An 18,766-nucleotide genomic window follows, 5' to 3' on the forward strand; every position below is an offset into this window, starting at 1 on the left:
GCCGGACCGCCGCCGGGTTACCGCCACGCCGCCCCCGACCGCCCCATCCGCGCCCGCGCGGACCACGGGCGGGGGGAGCGCGGCGTCGTCCCGCCGGTTTAGAGTGGGCGCCGAGCGACCTTGGCCACGGGGGATCAGATGACGATGCGCGACACCGACCGGGCCCTGGTGCAGGCCGCCACGGCGGTCGCCAAGCTGCGCTGCCGCAGCGCCAACCACACGGTTGCCGCCGCCGCGCGCACCACCGACGGCCGGGTCTTCACCGGCGTGAACGTCGAGCACTTCACCGGTGGCCCCTGCGCCGAGGTGATCGCGATCGGCGCCGCCGCCACCCAGGGCGTCACCGAGCTGGAGACGATCGTCGCGGTGGGCGACCGGGGGCGCGGGGTCGTCGCTCCCTGCGGGCGCTGCCGGCAGGTGCTGCGTGACTACTTTCCCACCATCCGGGTCATCGTCGGCCCGATGGACGAGCTGCGCGTGGTGCACGTCGCCGAGCTGCTGCCGGAGACGTACGCCCGCACCGACGGGCCGCCCGGCGCGGTTCCCGCGTCCCGACCCGCCGACTGACAGTCCCGGCCGTGCCCCGGGCGACCGGAGCGCCGGCCGTCCGTCGCCGCCGCCACCGGATCCGGGGTGCCGTCCGCCCAGGTCAGCGCCGATCGGATCGACGTGCGCGAGTTAGGTCCGGCCAGCGCCTTCGCCTAAGGTAAGGCGACCCTAACCGCGAACGTGCAGGAGCCTCGTGACCACCCTCGCCCCCCGGTCGGCCCCGGCCGACGCCCGGCCCCGGGCGCGCGGCGGCCGTCGGGTCGCGGTCACCGTCGCGGCCGCGCTGGTGCTGCTGCTGGCAGTGCTGGCGAGCTTCGCCCTCGGCAGCCGGCCGCTGGCCGTCGACGAGGTGTGGCGCGCGCTGGTCGCCCCCGACGGCGGCGAAGCCGTCACCATCGTGCGGGAACTGCGGATGCCGCGTACCGCGCTGGGCCTCGCCGTCGGGCTGGCCCTCGCCGTCGCCGGGGTCCTCTTCCAGGCCCTCACGCGCAACCCGCTGGCCGAACCACGGATCCTCGGCATCAGCGCCGGCGCCTCGCTCGGCGTGGTGCTGGCCATCTCCGTCTTCGGCGTGGGCACCCTCGCCGGCTACGTCTGGTTCGGCATCGGCGGCGCACTCCTCGCCGGCCTGCTGGTGTTCGCCGTCGCGGCCGGCACCCGCGAGGGCGCCAGCCCGGTCACCCTCGCGCTGGTCGGCGCGGCCCTCGACGCCAGCCTCGCCTCGATGGTGTACGCCCTGCTCAGCATGGACGCCCGCACCTTCGAGGAGTACCGGTTCTGGGTGGTCGGCGGGCTGACCGGCCGGGACCTCGGCGTGGCCGTCCAGGTGCTGCCGTTCGTGCTCGCCGGGCTGCTCCTGGCCGCGCTGGTCGCCCGGGGCCTGGACGCGCTCGCCCTCGGCGACGACGTGGCCCGGGGCCTCGGGCACCGCATCGGGCTGATCCGCCTCGGCGGCGGCGTCGCCGCGGTGCTGCTCACCGGGGCGGCCGTCGCCGCCGCCGGGCCGATCGCCTTCGTCGGGCTGGCGGTGCCGCACCTGGCCCGCGCCCTGGTCGGGGCCGACCACCGCTGGACCCTCGCGGTCTCCGCCCTGCTCGGGCCCGCGCTGCTGCTCGGGGCCGACGTCGTCGGCCGGCTCGTCGCGCCCCCCGGCGAGGTGCCCGCGGGCATCGTCACCGCGCTGATCGGCGCCCCGCTGTTGGCCTTCCTGGTCCGCCGCGCGAAGGTGGTGACGGCGTGAAGACCCCCGCCGCCGCGACCGCCGCCCCCGGCCGCCCCCGCGCCGGTGCGCTGCCCGGCCGTTCACTGCTGCGGATCGGCCCGGTCGCCGTGCAGATCCGCCGCCGCTCGGTGCTGGTCGCCGCCGCGCTGGTGCTGTTGCTGCTGGCCGCCGGGCTGCTCAGCCTCTGCCTGGGCACCCCCTACGTGGCCCCGGCCGACGCGCTGCGCGCCCTCTCCGGCGCCGGCACCCCGTACGACCTGGTGGTCCTCGACCTGCGGCTGCCCCGGCTGGTGCTGGCCGCGGTGGCCGGCGCGGCCTTCGGGGTGGCCGGCACGCTGATCCAGAGCGTGGCCCGCAACCCGCTCGCCAGCCCCGACGTCGTCGGCATCACCCAGGGCGCGGGTCTCGCCGCGACGGTCGCCCTGACCACCGGTGCCGCCGCCGTGCTCGTGGCGCCGGCGGCGCTGGTCGGCGGGCTGGCCGCCGCCGTGCTGCTGTTCGTCCTCGGCGCCCGGCACGGGCTGGCCGCCCAACGGTTCGTGCTCGCCGGCGTGGCGGTCGCGTTCGCGTTGCGGGCCCTGACCGAGGTGGTCATGCTGACCGCCGACCCGATCGACGGGCTGCGCGCGCAGATCTGGCTGGTCGGCACGCTCGCCGGCAAGGGCTGGACCGAGAGCCTGTGGATCGCCGTCACCATTCTCGTGCTCCTGCCGGTGCTGGCCTGGGCCGGCTGGGCGCTGAACAGCACCGCCCTCGACGACGACACCGCGCGCGGGATCGGGCTGCGCCCGGTGGCCCGCCGGGTGGGTCTCGCCGGCACCGGGGTGCTGGCCGCCGCGATGGTCACCGCCCAGGTCGGCGCCGTGGACTTCGTCGCGCTGGTCGCCCCGCAGGTGGCCCGCCGGCTGGTGCGCGCCGAGCGCCCGCCGCTGGTCTGCGCCGCGTTGCTGGGGGCGCTGCTGCTGGTGCTGGCCGACCTGGGTGGCCGGCGCCTGTTCGCCCCCACCCAACTGCCCGCCGGGGTGCTCACCGCCGCCATCGGCGGCCCGTACCTGATCTTCCTGCTGCTGCGCGGCCGGCGGCGGTCCTCGTGATGTCTGACCCTGGCAAGGAGGCGTGATGCTCTCCACCCGAGATCTGGTCGTCGGCTACGACGAGCGGACCGTGCTGGACGGGCTCGATCTGGAGCTGCCCGGCGACGCGTTCACGGTGATCGTCGGGCCCAACGCCTGCGGCAAGTCCACCCTGCTGCGCACGATGGCCCGGCTGCTCACCCCCCGGCGCGGCGCCGTGCTGCTGGACGGCACCGCCATCCGGGACCTGCCGACCCGCGAGGTCGCCCGCCGCCTCGGCGTGCTGCCGCAGAGTCCGCTGGTGCCGGAGGGGGTGACCGTCGCCGACCTGGTGGGCCGGGGGCGGCAGCCGTACCAGCGGTGGTGGCGGCAGTGGTCGGAGTCCGACGGGGCCGCCGTGGAGCGGGCCATGGCGCTCGCCGACGTGAGCGCGCTGGCCGACCGGCCGGTGGACACCCTCTCCGGCGGGCAGCGGCAGCGCGTCTGGATCGCCATGACCCTCGCCCAGGACACCGAGGCGCTGCTGCTGGACGAGCCCACCACCTTCCTCGACCTCGCCCACCAGGTGGAGGTGCTGGACCTGCTGCACCGGCTGCGTGTCGAGCGGGGCCGCACTGTCGTCGCCGTGCTGCACGACCTCAACCAGGCCGCCCGCTACGCCGACCACCTGATCGCGCTGCGCTCCGGCGCCGTGGTGGCCGCCGGGCCGCCCCGGGAGATCCTCACCGCCGACCTGGTCCGTGACGTCTTCGGCCTCGACTGCGTGGTCGTGCCCTGCCCGGTGACCGGGGCGCCCCTGGTGGTGCCCGGACTCACCAGCCCCACGCTGGTCCGGCCGGTCGGCTCCGCTGCCGCGGGCGCGCCCGCGCCGGCGCCCCGCCCCCGTGCCGAGGAGGCGGCGACGCCGCTTCCCGGCTCGTACCCCTCGAAAGGAAACTGATGCGTCGTCTCGCCGCCACCCTCACCACGGCGCTGGCCCTCGGTCTCGCGCTCACCGCCTGCGGTGAGAGCGACCCGGTCGCCGACACCACCACCGGGCAGACCCGGGAGATCACCCACGCCATGGGCACCACCAAGGTGCCGGTGGAACCGAAGCGGATCGTCGTGCTCGACACCGACAAGATCGACACCGCGCTGTCGCTCGGCGTCACACCGGTCGGGGCCGCCACCGCCGGCGAGGCGAAGAGCTGGCCCACCTACTTCGGCGAGGAGAAGCTCGCCGGCATCAAGGAGGTCGGGGTGCTCACCGAACCCGACCTGGAGGCCATCAACGCCCTCAAGCCGGACCTGATCCTGGGCAGCAAGTTCCGCCAGGAGAAGTTCTACGACGAGTTGGCCGCCATCGCGCCGACCGTCTTCACCGAGAAGGTCGGCATCACCTGGAAGGAGAACTTCCTCTTCGACGGCGCGGCCCTCGGCAAGGAGCAGCAGGCGAAGGACATGCTCGCCGCGTACGAGACGCGGGCCAGGGAGTTCGGCACCAAGCTCGGCGACGCCGCCACGCGCGAGGTCTCCATCGTGCGCTTCATGCCGACCGAGATCCGGGTGTACGGGCCGGACTCGTTCTCCGGCATCGTCCTGGGCGACACCGGGGTGGGCCGCCCTGAGCGGCAGCAGCTCACCGGCAAGGAGGACCGCCGGATGGACCGGGTCAGCCCGGAGCGCATCGGCGAGGTCGACGGCGACGTCATCTTCGTGACGGCGTACGGCGAGAAGTCCGCCGCCGAGCAGACCAAGGTGACCGGCGGGACCCTCTGGAAGGGGCTGTCGGCGGTCAAGGCGGGCAAGGCCCACGTCGTCTCCGACGAGATCTGGATGACCGGCATCGGTGTCGGCGCCGCCAACAGGATCATCGACGACCTGGAGAAGTACCTCACCGCCTGACCCGACCCCCGCCGACGACCCAGGACCCGCGCACCGTCACCGAAGGCGCCGCTCGACGACCCGTCGCACCGGCACCCGCCCCGACGTGGCGCGGGTCCTGGCCGTCCCGCCCCCCTCCGGCCTGCCCGCCCGCCCTGGCGCGGGCTGCTCCGACGCCCGGTAGGCCGGAGCGCCCCGCGCGGCGACGCCCCCGCGGGTCGGCCCCTCGGTCTCCTGGATCAGGTAGTGCGGCCGACGCTTGGCCTCGTAGTAGATCCGGCCGATGTATTCCCCGATCACGCCCAGGATGGTCATCTGGATGCCGCCGAGACCGATCACGCTGACGATGATGGTGGTGTAGCCGGGCACGTCGATGCCCTTGTCGATGGCGTCCGCGACCACCCAGGCCATGTAGACCACCGCGATCAGGGTGAGGAACAGGCCCCCGTAGATCGCCAGCCGCAGCGGCCGGTTGTTGAACGACAGCAGCCCGTCGAAGGCGTAGTTGAACAGCTTGCCGAACGTCCACCGGCTGTGGCCCGACTGGCGGCTCTCGTTGCGGTGGGCGACCACCACCGTCCGGAACCCGATCCAGGAGAACAGCCCCTTGGAGAAGCGGTTGTATTCCGGCATCGCGAGCACCGCGTCCACCGCGAGCCGCGACAGCAGCCGGAAGTCGCCCGCCCCGTCCAGCAGCCGTACGTCGATCCACCAGTTGACCAGCCGGTAGAAGGACCGCGAGGCCAGCATCCGGACCAGCCGGTCGCCGCGTCGGTCCCGCCGGGCGATGACCTGGTCGAAGCCCTGCCGGTAGAGCGCCACCATCTCGGGCAGCAGCCGCGGCGGGTGTTGCAGGTCGGCGTCCATGATGACGACGGCGTCCCCGGTGGCCCGTTCCAGGCCGGCCAGCATCGCCGCCTCCTTGCCGAAGTTACGGCTCAGCGACGTGTACCGCACGCGGGGGTCGGCGGCGGCGAGCCGGCGCAGCGCCGCGAGGGTGTCGTCGGAGCTGCCGTCGTCGACGTATACCACCTCGATGTCGACGTCGGTGAGGTCGGCGACCGCCTCGGTCACCGCCGTGTGCAGCCGCTCGACCGAGCCTTCCTCGTTGAAGCAGGGCACCACCACCGACAGGCGCACGCCGTCACCCCGCCCGGCCCGGGCCCGAGACCCCGCGATCCGGGCCGCGCCGAGGGGCGCGCACCCGGTCACAGGCGGTAGACCAGCACACCGTCGATCTCCTCCCGGGTGATGCCGAGCCCGTCGAACGGCCGCTGCGCGATGCCGTCCCACGGCGTGCCGGCGGCCCAGCCCGGCAGGGCCAGCACGGACCGCACGCCGATGCCCCGCAGGTACGCCACGCTGGCCGCGTCCGGGAAGGCGGCCGTCGCGGCGCGGGTCTGCGCCTGGGTGACGGGCTCGAACCCGGCCAGCCCGTTCGTCACCCGGGGGAAGCCGTCGGTCGTCCACAACATGAAGATCAGGTCAGGCAGGCCACCGGCGGGCAGCACCAGCGTCGGCTCCGCCACCGTACGCATCGCGGCCGGTGGCGTCGGCACCACCGGATGCGCCGTCCGGTTCACCCCCTCCAACCCGACGAGGGCCAGCGGCACCAGCAGCAGCACCGGCGCCACGAACCTGGCCGCGCCTGCGGAGCGCTCCCGCACCGCCCGGGCGAAGACCGTCAGGGCGCCCGCCGCCAGCACCGCCAGCAGCAGGCTGGTCCAGTGCATCATCCGGCCCGGCGTGCGCAGCGCGTCCCAGCCCGGCAGGTGCTTCGACAGCGTCAGGTAGCCCGGGTCGCCGTCGGCGCCGAGGGAACTGCCCAGGCCGAGCAGCACCGTGCCGAGCACGCCGAGGCCCAGCGCGACCCGGTGCCGGGCGGGAAAGACCGAGACGAACAACCCCGCCGCGGCCAGCGCGAGCAGCGCCATCCCGGGCAGCAGGGCCATCTCGGGCGGCCAGGTGAGTTGTTCCCGGGCCGCCGCGTGCCGCTCGCCCCACAGCCACGAATCGGCCGGGGCCGTGGCGAACCCGATCAGCGGCGGCGAGAACATCTCCGTCCAGGCCAGCGACCGCTCGGCCTGCGGGTTGAGGTCGACCACCCGCAGGTAGACCAGGCCCAGCAGCAGCGTCGCCGCGCCGAAGACGGCACCACCGGCGAGGTCGGCGACCAGCAGTCGCCGGCCGAACTCGGGTCGTCGCCTGCGCCGCCACCACGACCAGCCGAAGCCGCCCGCCCCGACCAGCACGGCGGCCAGCAGGAAGTAGACCAGCGGCAGCCCGATGCCGAAGCCGAGGCTGACCTGCCAGGCGGCGACGAGCCACCCCGCCAGCGCCCAGCCGGGCCGCCGGCGTTCCGGGCGGTATCCGTGCCGCAGCGACCAGCCGTGCCCCCGGGCCAGCATCGCCAGGCAGAGCGCGATGCCGCCGCTGGAGAGGATGTTCAGGTGCCCGGCGTGGGCCAGCCGCCAGGGCGCGTACGCCCACGCCACCCCGGCGACCGCCCCGCCGAGGCGGCCCGCGCCGAGCTGCCGGACCAACGCGTACGCCCCGACGAACGCCAGCGCGTGCACCAGCACGTAGAGCACGTTGTAGCGGATCAGGGCGGCCTCGAAGCCCGAGCCGAGCATCCCGAGCGGGGCGTAGCCGAGCAGCGTGTCGCTGTAGACGTACGTGAGCTTCTCGGGAAAGAAGGTGTTGGAGTGCCAGAGGTTGGCCGGGTCGGTGAGCACGGCGTGCCCGGCCCAGGCCACCTGCCACGCCTGCAACGTCGGGTCGCCGATGTCGCCGGGGACGGTGCTCGCCGGATGCCGCATCGTCGGCCAGGTCAGGACGACCGCCAGCAGCAGCCCGCCGAGCGCCGCCAGCGTCCATTCGTGCCGCAGCCAGCGCCATCGGGACCCACGGCCGGGACCGCTGGCGGGTGCCTGGGCATCGTCCTGATCGGCGGCCCGGGCGGACGGTTGGGCGTCCGTGGAACCGGTGGTCATGAATGTGGAGGATTCACGATGATCCCTGGCGTGTCGATCCACCGTACGGCTACAAACCGTGCTGGGCCGATGCCGTTTCGTGGGCGGCACATGCCGGGGCGTCGCGTGGATCGGGTCCGGCCCGGCCGGTATCCGGCCGGGCCGGGCCCCTGGGTCCGCTGGTGGGAGGGGTGGGGTCAGGCGGCGGTGGCCCAGATGGCCTGGAAGGCCGCCGCCTCGCCGGCGAGCCAGCGTTCGATCTGCTCGGGGCGGGCGTCGGTGGGCGTCCGGTGGGCTTCGCCCCGCCGCACGTCGACCAGGACCGGCTCGGCGTGCGGCAGCACCGCGTCCATGTGCCGGGCCATCAGGTGCAGGGTGGCGAGCGTCGCCTCCTCGCTGGGCGGGGCCTCGTCGAAGTGCAGCCGGACGGCCTCGACGCGACCGTCGGCGTGGCGTACGCCGAAGTGGGGGTTGATCTTGACGGGCAGGTCGCCGAGCATCGCGAGCGCGGCGCGGGTCTGGGCGAGGTCGACGGCCCTCGGCTCGCCGAGGGAGTGCAGCCAGGCCGTCGCGCCGGGGACGAGGGCCTGGTAGAGCGGGCGCCAGCGGGGCTTGACCACGTCGACCACCTGGTCGAGGTGGGCGCCCCCGGTGTGGAAGGCGATGTCGGCCTTCAGCGCCTTGACGAACTGCCCGTGCGGGTTGAAGCCGGAGCGGCTGGCCCGCTGCTTACGCAGGCCCCCGACGAACGTGGCCTTCGTCGGCCCGGTGCGGTCGACGTAGCGGGTGAAGCCGAGCAGGGTGGCGTAGGGCGTGAGCGGCGCGGAGGGGTGCGTGGTCACGGGCGTCCTCCCAGGTCAGAACCTCGATTAGTACACACATTCTAATCGACGGGTATGACATCGCCCAGGGTTTGCGGGCCGCTCCTTCGTCCCGTCCCGGCTGCTGCCGTGTGGCGGGCGTCCGCCCGTGGTGCGCCTACCGCCTCCGGACGGCGTAGGTCAGGTGGGTCGCCCTGGGGGAGGACTCCGCGCGGATGCGCTCCAGGCCCACGCGGTCCGCGTCCACGCCCTCGAACAGGCGGACCCCGGAGCCGAACAGCACGGGCGACAGCGAGATCGAGAACTCGTCAACCAGGCCGGCGTTCACGTACTGGAGGATCGGCGCGCCGCCGCCCCCGATGCGGACGTCCCGGTCGCCGGCGGCCTCGCGCGCCTGCTCGAGCGCGGCCTCGATGCCGTCGTTCACGAAGTGGAAGGTCGTGCCGCCCGGACGCACCCACGGGTCACGCCTCTCGTGCGTCACGACGAAGACCGGCGTGTGGAACGGCGCCTCCGCCGGCCACATCTGCTCGCCGGCGTCGAACATGCGCTTGCCCAGCACGCTCGCGCCGGTGCGCTCGAACGTCTCCCGGAGGATGTCGTTGTCGCGCCCCTCCTCGCCGCCCCCACCGAGCTTCAGGTTCTCCCGGAAGAACCGCTGCGGGAAGACCCACGCCTGAAGCTCCATCCACTGCCGCCCCATCAACTCGCCGGGGGACCCGGGCGCGATGAACCCGTCCAGCGACATCGACACGCTGAAGAACACCCTGCCGGCCATCAGCCCCGCGCTCCCGGCCGGGCGATCTCGGTGACGTAGGTGGCCAGGTTGCCCAGGGTCTGCTCGCCGCCCTCGACCGCGTGGTATTTCTCGACCGCCTCGTCGCGCAGTTCCCTGGTGGGGAAGACCGTGCGCATCACGATGCGGGTCGCGGCACCGTCGGGCTCGAACGTCAGGACCGACTCGAAGGCGTTCGGGTCGTCACGGGACTCGCCGTGCCGTAGCGCGATCCCCTCCGGCGGCACGATCCGGGTCCAGGAGATCCACTCCTGGTAGTCCGTCCCGTCCGGCCCGTGCATCACGAAGTCCCACTCCCCGCCGACGCGGAAGTCGAACGCCCGCGTGGTCGTGGTGAATCCATCCGGCCCCCACCACCGCGACAGGTGCTCCACCTCTGTGAACGCCTCGAACACCAGCTCCCGTGGGGCGTCGATGACCCGCGAGACCACGATCTCGCGGTCAGCCGTCGCGGGCCGCGTCGGTGCGCCTCGTCCCAGATCACTCACCAGCTACTCCTCCTGCCTCTCCTGTTTGAGCTCCTGCACGTACGCGTCCAGTCGGTCGAAGCTGTCGTTCCAGAACCGCTCGAACCCGCCGGCCCACTCGTGCACCGGCCGCAGCCCGCGGGCGTCCAGGCCGTAGAGGCGCTGCCGGCCCGCCTCGCGGACCCGCACCAGCCCGACCTCCCGGAGCACCCGCAGGTGCTTGGACGCCCGCGGCTGGCTCATCCCCAACTCCTGCGCCAGCTCGGTCACCGGCCGCTCACCCGCCTGCAGCAGCGTCAGGATGTCCCGACGCTGCGGCTCGGCGATCGCGTTGAACGCGTCCGACGTCGTCGCTGCCCGTGCCATGGCCGCAATCATATGCCCATATGGGCACGCGTCAAGTTTAGGCGGAGCCGGGGTGGCGGAGAGCGAGGACGGGCCCGCGTCGGAGAAAATTCCCCGACGGTGTCGTATCGGGGCGCGGCCGTTCGTGGAATCAGTGCGGCGGCCGGGCGGTCGCTGCGGACGAGGGGCCGGGACCGACCCGCACCCCGGGACCGGGAGGAGACGACCGTGACGGAATACCTGATCACCTTCAACGACGAGTGGGTGCCGGCCCACACGCCGGAGCAGATACGCGCGAAGGCGATCGCCGCCCGGGTCGTGGTGGAGGACATGCTGGCGGCGGACGTGCTGATCTTCAGCAACGGCGCGCTCGACCGCTCCACCGCGGTGTGCAGTGTCGAGTCGGTCGACGGCAAACCCACATTCACCGACGGCCCGTACGTCGAGACCAAGGAGCACCTCGGCGGCTTCGCCGTCGTGGAGGTGCCCGACGACGAGGCGGCCCGATACTGGGCCGGCCGGCTCGCGACCGCGCTCGACTGGCCGCAGGAGGTGCACCGCTTCCCCGGCCCCGGGCAGGCCCGGCGCAACGGCTCCGGGGGTAGGTGAACCGGCTGCCCGGGCACCCACCCCGTCGGGGCGCGCCCCGGTGCGCGGGGTCAGCCGGGACCGACCCCGGAGCCGAGCAGGCGATCATCCGCGCCCACCGTGCGGAGTGGGCGCGGATGGTCGCCGGCCTCGCGCGCCGTTTCGGTGACCTCGACGTTGCCGAGGAAGCCACCGCCGAGGCGTTCGTGGCGGCCGTGCAGCGGTGGCCGTGCGAGGGCGTACCACCCAATCCTGGCGGTTGGCTCGCCACCACCGCGGTCCGCAAGGCGATCGACCGGCTCCGTCGCGAGTCGCAGCGCGACGCCAAGCATCAGGAGGCCCGGATCGTGGCCGACGACACCCCTGCCGAGCCGACCGGGCCGATCGAGGACGACCGGCTCAGGCTGCTCTTCACCTGCTGCCACCCCGCGCTCGCGACGGAGGCCCGGGTGGCGCTGACCCTGCGCCTGCTCGGCGGCCTCACCGTCCCCGAGATCGCCCGCGCCTTCCTGGTGCAGGAGACCACGATGGCGCGCCGGATCACCCGCGCCAAGGCGAAGATCAAGGCGGCGCACATCCCCTACCGGGTGCCGTCGGCCGGCGACATCCAGGAACGGCTCGCCGGTGTCCTCGCGGTCGTCTACCTCGTCTTCAACGAGGGCTATCTCACCGGCGAGGACGACAACCCCGTGCGCGTCGACCTCACCGACGAGGCGATTCGCCTCGGCCGCCTGCTCCGAGGGCTCCTCCCGGACAACGGCGAGGTGGCCGGCCTGCTGGCCCTGATGCTCCTCACCGACGCCCGTCGGCCGGCGCGCGTGTCCCGCACCGGGGAGCTGGTGACCCTCGCCGAGCAGGACCGCGGCGCCTGGGACCGCACTCTCATCGCCGAGGGCAACGCCCTGGTGCGCGAGCGGATAGCCGCGGTGGCGGCCGGCGGCGACCCACCCGGGCGCTACCAGCTCCAGGCCGCGATCAACGCGGTCCACACGGAGGCACCGTCCGCCCGGGACACCAACTGGTCCACGATCGTCGCCCTCTACGGCCGCCTGGCGCTGCTCGACCCCTCGCCCATCGTGCGACTCAACCGGGCGGTCGCGATCGCCGAGGTCGACGGCCCCGGCGTCGGGCTGGCCGAGGTCGACCGGCTCGCCGAGGCCCTCGACGGTTACCACGCCTTCCACGCCACGCGCGCCGACCTGCTGCGGCGACTCGGGCGCGGCGGCGAGTCGCGGACGGCGTACGACCGGGCCATCGATCTCGCCGGCAACCCCGCGGAGCGGGCCTACCTCGCCCGCCGCCGCGACCAGCTCGCGAGTTGACCGCAGCCAACCGTGAGTGGGTGACGGAACTGGCAGCGGAATTCCCGGCGCGCCACGGCATCCACGTCGACGGCCCGGGATGTCCGACCCTTCCGCTGCCCGCCGCCGGGCTTCCCGCACATGCCGGTGCCCAGGGAGCTGCTTGTTGACAGGACTGGCTAACGCCATTAGCTTTTAGCTAACGAAGTTAGCCAGACCTGGGGGTTGCCATGACCGAGTACCTCTCCGTCGACGGCGGGCGCATCGCCTACGAGGTGACCGGCGAGGGCCCGCTCGTGCTCCTCGCGCACGGCATGGGCGACAGCCGCGACGCGTACCGTTTCGTCGTTCCCCGGTTGGTCGCCGCCGGCTACCGGGTCGCCGCCACCGACCTGCGGGGCTGTGGCGAGTCCAGCGTCGGCTGGCCGTCGTACTCCCGCACCGACATCGCCGGCGACCTGGTCGCGCTCGTCCGGCACCTGGGCGGCCCGGCGGTGCTGGTCGGGCACTCGATCTCCGGCGGCGCGGCCACCGTCGCCGCGGCCACCGCGCCCGAGCTGGTCACCGGGGTCGTCGAACTCGCGCCGTTCACCCGCAAGCAGTCGATCGGCCTCGCCGACCTGCGGGTCAGGCGCTTCCGGCAGGGCATGAGCCGGCTGCTGGGCGCGGGCCTGCTCGGCGACGTCAGGCTCTGGCTGAGCTACCTGGACATCGCATTCCCCGGCGAGCGACCGGCCGACTGGGCCGCGCAGCTGGCCCGGATCGAGGCCCGGCTGCGCGAGCCCGGCCGGATGAAGGCGTTGCAGAAGATGGGCCGGAGCACCCCTGCCGACGCCGGGGCGCAGCTCGGCAACGTCCGCTGCCCCGTGCTGATCGTCGAGGGGACGCTCGACCCGGACTGGGGCGACCCGCGCGCCGAGGGCGAGGCGATCGCCGCCGCGCTGCCCGCCGGCCTGGGCGCGGTGGCGCTCGTCGAGGGCGCCGGGCACTACCCGCACACCCAGTTCCCCGACCAGGTGGTGGCCCTCGTGCTGCCGTTCCTCGCCGCCACCGCCCGTGCCTAGGGCCGGCCTCGACCGGGCCACGGTGATCTCGGCCGCCGCCGCGGTCGCCGACGAGCGGGGCTTCGCCGCGCTGAGCATGGCCCTGGTGGCGGAGCGGCTCGGGGTGCGTACCCCCTCGCTGTACAAGCACGTGGACGGCCTCGCCGAGCTGCGGCAGGGCATCGCCAGGCTGGCGATGACCGAGCTGGGCGACGCCCTCCGCGACGCCATGCAGGGCATCGCCGGCCGGGACGCGCTGGCCGCCGCCGCCCGGGTGTTCCGCTGCTACGTGACGCAGCGCCCGGGCCGGTACGCGGCCACCGTGGGCGCGGCCTCCGACGCCGGGTTCGAGGCCGCCGGGGAGCGGGTGATCGCGTCGCTGTCGGCGGTCCTGCGCGGCTACCGGATCGCCCCGGCCGAGCAGACGCACGCACTACGCACGCTGCGCAGCGCGCTGCACGGATTCGCCACGCTCCAGCAGGCGAACGGCTTCCAGTGGCAGGAGGACGCCGACGAGAGCTTCGCCTGGATGGTCGACCTGCTGGACCGGGGCCTGCGCCGCGACTGAGCTCTTCCAGCGGCGCCGCAAGCGCAGCGCCTCTGGGCGCCCCGCCGCCTCGGTGATTCCTAGAGCTGGCCGACCGAGGTGATCCGCACGACCGCCGCGCCCGCCTCGTCGGAGGCCGCGAGGTCGACCTCGGCGCTGATGCCCCAGTCGTGGTCCTCGTCGGGGTCGTCGAGGATCTGCCGGACCGTCCACCGCTCCCGGCCCTGCTCGATCATGATCAGCGCCGGCCCGCGCGCGTCCGGCCCCACCCCGATCTCCCCGTACGCCTCGAAGTAGGGCTCCAGCGCCTCGGCCCAGGCGTCCGCGTCCCAGCCCGACGCGGCGTCCAGCTCGCCGAGGTCGTACCAGCGGCGCAGGGCGGCCAGCTCGACCCTGCGGAACAGGGCGTTGCGCACCAGCACCCGGAACGCGCGGGCGTTGCGGGTGACCGCCGGCACGCGGTCGTCCAGCGCCTCGGCCGCCTCGGCGGCGTCCGTGGGGTTGCGCAGCCGCTCCCACTCGTCGATGAGGCTGGAGTCGACCTGCCGCACCAGCTCGCCGAGCCACTCGATGAGGTCGACCAGCTCCTCGGTCTTGGCGTCCTCGGGCACCGTCTGCCGCAGCGTCTTGTACGCGTCGGCGAGGTAGCGCAGCACCAGGCCCTCGGAGCGGGTCAGCCCGTAGAACTGCACGTACTCGGTGAAGGTCATCGCCCGCTCGTACATGTCGCGCACGACGGACTTGGGGGAGAGCTGGTGGTCGGCGACCCACGGGTGCCCCTGCCGGTACATCTCGTACGCGGCCTCCAGCAGCTCCGCGAGGGGCTTCGGGTGGGTCACCCCGTCGAGCAGTTCGAGGCGGGCCTCGTACTCGATGCCCTCGGCCTTCATCGCGGCGACCGCCTCGCCGCGGGCCTTGAACTGCTGCGCGGAGAGGATCTGGCGCGGGTCGTCGAGGATCGACTCGATCACCGAGAGCACGTCGAGCGCGTACGAGGGGGACTCGACGTCCAGCAGCTCGATGGCGGCCAGGGCGAGGGGGGAGAGCGGCTGGTTGAGGGCGAAGTCGAGCTGGAGGTCGACGGTGAGGCGGACCCGCCGGCCGGTCTCGTCGGGCTCGTCGAGCTGCTCGACGACGCCGCCCGCGCGCAGCGCCCGGTAGATGGCGATGGCGCGGCGGATGTGCCGGCGCTGGGCGGCGGCGTCCTCGTGGTTGTCGGTGAGCAGGTGCCGCATCGCGGCGAACGCGTCGCCGGGGCGGCCGATGACGTTGAGCAGCATCGAGTGGCTGACCTGGAAGCTGGAGGTCAGGGCCTCCGGCTCGGCCTCGACCAGCCGGTCGAAGGTGGGCTGCCCCCAACCGATCGAACCCTCCGGCGGCTTCTTGCGCACCACCTTGCGCCGCTTCTTCGGGTCGTCGCCGGCCTTGGCGAGCGCCTTCTCGTTCTCGATGACGTGCTCGGGGGCCTGCACGACGACCCGGCCGACGGTGTCGAACCCGGCCCGGCCGGCCCGGCCGGCGATCTGGTGGAACTCGCGGACCTTGAGCAGCCGGGTCCGCACCCCGTCGTACTTCGACAGGCCGGTGAAGAGCACGGTGCGGATCGGCACGTTGATGCCGACGCCGAGGGTGTCGGTGCCGCAGATGACCTTCAGCAGGCCGGCCTGGGCCAGGGTCTCGACGAGGCGGCGGTATTTGGGCAGCATCCCGGCGTGGTGCACGCCGATGCCGTGCCGGACCAGCCGGGTGAGGGTCTTGCCGAAGCCGGAGGTGAACCGGAAGTTGCCGATCGCGGTGGCGATCATGTCCTTCTCGGCGCGGGTGCAGACGTTGACGCTCATCAGGGCCTGTGCGCGTTCCAGGGCGGCGGCCTGGGTGAAGTGCACGACGTAGACGGGTGCCTGCTTCGTCTCGAGCAGTTCCTCCAGCGTCTCGTGCATCGGCGTCGTGGCGTACGAGAAGATGAGGGGGACCGGCCGCTCGGCGGAGCGCACGACGGCGGTGGGTCGGCCGTTGCGCCGGGTCAGGTCGTCGACGAAGCGCGTGGTGTCGCCCAGCGTGGCGGACATCAGGACGAACTGCGCCTGCGGCAGCTCGATCAGGGGCACCTGCCACGCCCAGCCCCGGTCCGGTTCGGCGTAGAAGTGGAACTCGTCCATGATCACTTGGCCGACGTCGGCCCGCTCACCCTCGCGCAGCGCCAGGTTGGCCAGGATCTCGGCGGTGCAGCAGATGATCGGCGCGTCGGCGTTGACGCTGGCGTCGCCGGTCAGCATGCCCACGTTGTCGGCGCCGAAGACCTCGCAGAGAGCGAAGAACTTCTCCGACACCAGCGCCTTGATCGGCGCGGTGTAGAAGGTCGTCCGGCTGTCGGCCAGGGCCGCGAAGTGCGCGGCGATCGCCACCAGGCTCTTGCCGGAGCCGGTCGGCGTGTTCATGATCACGTTCGCGCCGGAGACGATCTCGATGACCGCCTCCTCCTGGTGGGAGTAGAGGTCGAGGCCGCGCTCCTTCGCCCAGCCGGCGAAGGCGTCGAAGAGGGCGTCGGGGTCGGCGGTTGGCGGCAGCGCGGCGGTGAGCGTCATAGCGCGTCCATGGTGCCTGCCGCAGGCCCCCGAGCGCCAACCGGCGGGGCGGTCGAGGTGACGGGAGCGGCCCCTCGGCTCACGCGCGGCGGTAGATCAGGTCGAAGACGGGGCGATCCGCCCGCAGGGCCCGGCGCTCGAACTTCGTCACCGGGCGGTGCGCCGGGCGGGGGGCGAAACCGTCGTGGGTGTTGGCCAGCCCCGGATCCGCGTCCAGGGTCGCCCGCATCGCCGCCGCGTACTCGGCCCAGTCCGTGGCGCAGTGCAGGGTGCCGCCCGGCGTCAGCCGGGAGCGCAGCAGCGCCACGTGGGCCGGCTGGATGATCCGCCGCTTGTGGTGGCGGGACTTGGGCCAGGGGTCGGGAAAGAAGACGTGCACGGCGTCCAGCGCCCCCGCCGGCAGCCCCGCGACCAGGTCCAGGGCGTCGCCCTGCGCCACCCGTACGTTGCGCAGTCCGTGCCGGTCCAGCAGGTCCAGCAGGTTGGCGATTCCCGGCGTGTGCACCTCGACCGCCAGATAGTCTCGGTCCGGGTCGGCGGCGGCCATTTCGGCCGTGGTGTCGCCCATTCCGGAGCCGATCTCCACGACCAGTGGGGCCCGGCGACCGAACAGGGCGGCCTGGTCCACCGGGGTGCCGGGTCGTTCCGGGACGTCCAGGCCGTAGACCGACCAGAACCGGTCCAGGGCCTCCGTCTGGCGGCTGCTCATCCGGCCACGGCGCGGATGGAACGTCCGGATCGGGCGGGCAGACGGCGGCGTGGACACGGCGGCGGGGAAGTCGGTGGAGGTCACAGCGACCCGAGCGTACGCGACGGCCGCGCCGGAGTGGATGTGATGTACGACGGGGATGGCACGAACCACCCCGTACGGCAGGCCGGGCGGCCGCTGCCCGGCGTAGCGCTACTGCGCCGGGAGGGGCCATGGGGTCAGCCGCACGCCTCGGCACCGCGCTGGCGGTTGTGGGCGCCGCGCTCGCCGGACCGCTCGCGGGGGTCGCGACTGCGACCGGGGGACCGTCGGAGGTCACGCCCGCCGCCGGCCGCCGGGCGGCCCTCGTGCCCGCCCGGGTGCCCGCGTTGGCACCGGCCCCCGAGCAGCCCGGCGCCCCCGGTGGCGAGCAGCCCGGCGGTGACCCGCCCGCCGGCGGCTGGCGGGTCTTCGTCGAGGTCAGCCCCGGCACGGTGCAGCCCGGCTACCTGGTCGGCATCCGGGCGAGCTGCCAGGACAACTCGGTGCCGGCGATCGTGGCGTCCGACGCCTTCGGCCGGGTCGCCGTGCGACCGCAGCGGGGGCTGCTCACCGCGTCACCGATGGTCCGTGAGCGCGTCTGGCCCGGCAACTACCGGGTGAAGCTGGAGTGCCGGGACGGGGAGACCGCGACGACGATGCTGCAGGTGGTGAAGAAGATGCCCTCGCACTCGCCCACCCACCGGCCGACGGACCGGCCGGCCCCGTACCCGCCGCGTCCCGACAGCAGGTACCCGAGCCGGGGGCCGAACACGGGCTTCGGCGGCACCGCCGGGGACGGCACCGGCGGGCTGCTCCTGCCCGGAGGCGTGGCCCTGGCCGTGGCCGGGGTGACGATCGGCGTGCTCACGCGGCGTCGGCCCCGCGCCGGCTCCCGCCGCTGAGGCCGGCCGTGACGTCCGCGCGGGTGAACCGGCCGGCCGTGGCGTCCGCCCGCGCCACCTGGCCGGTCGTGACGTCGACGGATGTGGCCCCGTCGGGTGCGGCGTCGCGGGGTACCGCCCCGGCGGCTGTGGGTGTGGCGGCTGCGGGCGTGGCGTCGTCGGGTGTGGCGTCGCGGGACGCGACTGCGTCGGCTGTGGCGTCGGCGCGGGTGGCCCGGCCGGCCGGGCCGGGCCGCCGGCCCTGGTCGGTGCCGGTGGCGGTGATCATGGTGCTGGTCGGCGTCTTCGCCACCGGCGCGGGTCTGGGCCGCACGGGGGGACCGTTCGAGTCAGCCGGTGACGCCGCCGACCGGCCCGCCTCCTCCTCGGCCGCCGACGGGCCGGCGCTGGCGGCCAGCCGCCCGGTCGCGTTGAGCGTGCCGGCGATCAGGGTGGCCGCGCCCGTGGAACCGGTCGGGCAGGCCCCCGACGGTTCCATCGACGTGCCGCCGCTGGCCCGGGCGGACGAGACCGGCTGGTACGACCACGGCCCGACACCGGGCGAGCCGGGCCGGGCCGTCGTCGTCGGGCACGTGGACACCAGGAGCGGACCGGCGGTCTTCCACGAGCTGGCGGCGCTGACGGTCGGCGACCGGATCGAGGTGACCCGGGACGACCGGAGCGTGGTGGTCTTCGCGGTGGATTCGGTGGAGTACTTCGGCAAGGACGAGTTGCCCGCCGACCGGGTGTACGGCGACGACGGGCCGCCGGAGCTGCGGTTGATCACCTGCGGTGGCCAGTGGGTGGGCGGGCGGACGGGTTACGCCGACAACGTGATCGCCTTCGCTTCCCTGGTGCAGACCCGCCGTCCCTGAGGCGATCTCGTCATCGCTCACCGACAGGGCTGCGACGCACCGGCCCGCCCTCCGACGCGGCCCGCACGCGGGGAGACGGCCCGAGATCCTGGCGGGAATCGGCCCCTC

Annotated in this window: 20 protein-coding genes; 11 read left to right on the forward strand and 9 right to left on the reverse strand. The window is 74.0% G+C overall.

Annotated elements, in window-relative coordinates; all coding sequences use genetic code 11:
- Positions 1 to 138: 138 nt before the first annotated feature.
- From ACQ452_RS09885 to ACQ452_RS09905, 5 genes are all read left to right on the forward strand, one after another.
- Positions 139 to 567, forward strand: coding sequence for a cytidine deaminase (locus ACQ452_RS09885; RefSeq protein WP_433392467.1), 429 nt, complete (start codon positions 139 to 141; stop codon positions 565 to 567).
- A gap of 175 nt (positions 568 to 742) precedes the next feature.
- Entirely contained in the window at positions 743 to 1,789 is a 1,047-nt protein-coding gene (locus ACQ452_RS09890) for a FecCD family ABC transporter permease (protein ID WP_433392468.1), read from the forward strand.
- Positions 1,786 to 2,865 carry a FecCD family ABC transporter permease gene (locus tag ACQ452_RS09895; protein WP_433392469.1) on the forward strand — a complete coding sequence of 360 codons (1,080 nt, stop codon included), beginning with the start codon at positions 1,786 to 1,788 and terminating at the stop codon, positions 2,863 to 2,865. Before ACQ452_RS09890 ends, ACQ452_RS09895 begins: the two co-directional genes overlap by 4 nt.
- A 25-nt stretch (positions 2,866 to 2,890) precedes the next feature.
- A complete protein-coding gene (locus ACQ452_RS09900; RefSeq protein ID WP_433392471.1) occupies positions 2,891 to 3,784 on the forward strand; it encodes an ABC transporter ATP-binding protein in 894 nt (297 codons plus the stop codon).
- A complete protein-coding gene (locus ACQ452_RS09905) occupies positions 3,784 to 4,728 on the forward strand; it encodes an ABC transporter substrate-binding protein (protein ID WP_433392472.1) in 945 nt (314 codons plus the stop codon). The genes ACQ452_RS09900 and ACQ452_RS09905 overlap by 1 nt, the downstream gene beginning before the upstream one ends.
- A 36-nt stretch (positions 4,729 to 4,764) precedes the next feature.
- On the opposite strand, the gene ACQ452_RS09910 is transcribed toward ACQ452_RS09905, so the two are convergent.
- The 6 genes from ACQ452_RS09910 to ACQ452_RS09935 all read right to left on the reverse strand — a co-directional run bounded on the left by ACQ452_RS09910 (position 4,765) and on the right by ACQ452_RS09935 (position 10,129).
- Positions 4,765 to 5,847 (reverse strand): glycosyltransferase family 2 protein, encoded by a 1,083-nt coding sequence (locus tag ACQ452_RS09910; protein WP_433392473.1) that lies wholly within the window; start codon positions 5,845 to 5,847, stop codon positions 4,765 to 4,767.
- Positions 5,848 to 5,915: 68 nt separating this feature from the next.
- Positions 5,916 to 7,700, reverse strand: a complete 1,785-nt coding sequence (locus ACQ452_RS09915) for a hypothetical protein (RefSeq protein WP_433392474.1) — start codon at positions 7,698 to 7,700, stop codon at positions 5,916 to 5,918.
- A gap of 176 nt (positions 7,701 to 7,876) precedes the next feature.
- Positions 7,877 to 8,521 carry a hypothetical protein gene (locus ACQ452_RS09920; RefSeq protein ID WP_433392476.1) on the reverse strand — a complete coding sequence of 215 codons (645 nt, stop codon included), beginning with the start codon at positions 8,519 to 8,521 and terminating at the stop codon, positions 7,877 to 7,879.
- 136 nt (positions 8,522 to 8,657) lie between these two features.
- Positions 8,658 to 9,248 (reverse strand): dihydrofolate reductase family protein, encoded by a 591-nt coding sequence (locus ACQ452_RS09925; RefSeq protein WP_433394075.1) that lies wholly within the window; start codon positions 9,246 to 9,248, stop codon positions 8,658 to 8,660.
- A gap of 29 nt (positions 9,249 to 9,277) precedes the next feature.
- The gene (locus ACQ452_RS09930; RefSeq protein WP_433394077.1) at positions 9,278 to 9,775 is read right to left on the reverse strand and encodes an SRPBCC family protein; all 498 of its coding nucleotides are present in this window, start codon (positions 9,773 to 9,775) and stop codon (positions 9,278 to 9,280) included.
- 12 nt (positions 9,776 to 9,787) lie between these two features.
- Complete coding sequence (locus ACQ452_RS09935) at positions 9,788 to 10,129, reverse strand: ArsR/SmtB family transcription factor (RefSeq protein WP_433392477.1); 342 nt, start codon at positions 10,127 to 10,129, stop codon at positions 9,788 to 9,790.
- A 207-nt stretch (positions 10,130 to 10,336) separates the two neighbouring features.
- Between ACQ452_RS09935 and ACQ452_RS09940 the strand changes: the two genes are divergently transcribed.
- The 4 genes from ACQ452_RS09940 to ACQ452_RS09955 all read left to right on the forward strand — a co-directional run bounded on the left by ACQ452_RS09940 (position 10,337) and on the right by ACQ452_RS09955 (position 13,608).
- Positions 10,337 to 10,717: a YciI family protein gene (locus ACQ452_RS09940; protein ID WP_433392479.1), complete on the forward strand. Its 381-nt coding sequence runs from the start codon at positions 10,337 to 10,339 to the stop codon at positions 10,715 to 10,717.
- Between the two features lie 116 nt (positions 10,718 to 10,833).
- Positions 10,834 to 12,018, forward strand: a complete 1,185-nt coding sequence (locus ACQ452_RS09945) for an RNA polymerase sigma factor (protein WP_433392480.1) — start codon at positions 10,834 to 10,836, stop codon at positions 12,016 to 12,018.
- A 209-nt stretch (positions 12,019 to 12,227) separates the two neighbouring features.
- A complete protein-coding gene (locus ACQ452_RS09950) occupies positions 12,228 to 13,061 on the forward strand; it encodes an alpha/beta fold hydrolase (RefSeq protein ID WP_433392482.1) in 834 nt (277 codons plus the stop codon).
- Positions 13,054 to 13,608: a TetR/AcrR family transcriptional regulator gene (locus tag ACQ452_RS09955; protein ID WP_433392484.1), complete on the forward strand. Its 555-nt coding sequence runs from the start codon at positions 13,054 to 13,056 to the stop codon at positions 13,606 to 13,608. Before ACQ452_RS09950 ends, ACQ452_RS09955 begins: the two co-directional genes overlap by 8 nt.
- A gap of 59 nt (positions 13,609 to 13,667) precedes the next feature.
- On the opposite strand, the gene ACQ452_RS09960 is transcribed toward ACQ452_RS09955, so the two are convergent.
- Positions 13,668 to 16,172: a DEAD/DEAH box helicase gene (locus ACQ452_RS09960; RefSeq protein WP_433392486.1), complete on the reverse strand. Its 2,505-nt coding sequence runs from the start codon at positions 16,170 to 16,172 to the stop codon at positions 13,668 to 13,670.
- A 79-nt stretch (positions 16,173 to 16,251) separates the two neighbouring features.
- Positions 16,252 to 16,965: a tRNA (guanosine(46)-N7)-methyltransferase TrmB gene (trmB, locus tag ACQ452_RS09965; RefSeq protein WP_433392488.1), complete on the reverse strand. Its 714-nt coding sequence runs from the start codon at positions 16,963 to 16,965 to the stop codon at positions 16,252 to 16,254.
- A 128-nt stretch (positions 16,966 to 17,093) separates the two neighbouring features.
- Here trmB and ACQ452_RS09970 point away from each other — a divergent pair, with 128 nt between their 5' ends.
- Positions 17,094 to 17,804, forward strand: coding sequence for a hypothetical protein (locus ACQ452_RS09970; protein WP_433392490.1), 711 nt, complete (start codon positions 17,094 to 17,096; stop codon positions 17,802 to 17,804).
- Here ACQ452_RS09970 and ACQ452_RS09975 read toward each other — a convergent pair.
- Positions 17,767 to 18,096, reverse strand: a complete 330-nt coding sequence (locus ACQ452_RS09975) for a hypothetical protein (protein ID WP_433394502.1) — start codon at positions 18,094 to 18,096, stop codon at positions 17,767 to 17,769. The genes ACQ452_RS09970 and ACQ452_RS09975 overlap by 38 nt on opposite strands.
- Here ACQ452_RS09975 and ACQ452_RS09980 point away from each other — a divergent pair.
- On the forward strand, positions 17,999 to 18,658 hold the full coding sequence (locus tag ACQ452_RS09980; protein WP_433392492.1) for a class F sortase: 660 nt from the start codon (positions 17,999 to 18,001) through the stop codon (positions 18,656 to 18,658). The genes ACQ452_RS09975 and ACQ452_RS09980 overlap by 98 nt on opposite strands.
- Positions 18,659 to 18,766: the final 108 nt, after the last annotated feature.

The sequence above is a fragment of the Micromonospora sp. KLBMP9576 genome (assembly GCF_050941805.1).
Taxonomy (GTDB): domain Bacteria; phylum Actinomycetota; class Actinomycetes; order Mycobacteriales; family Micromonosporaceae; genus Micromonospora.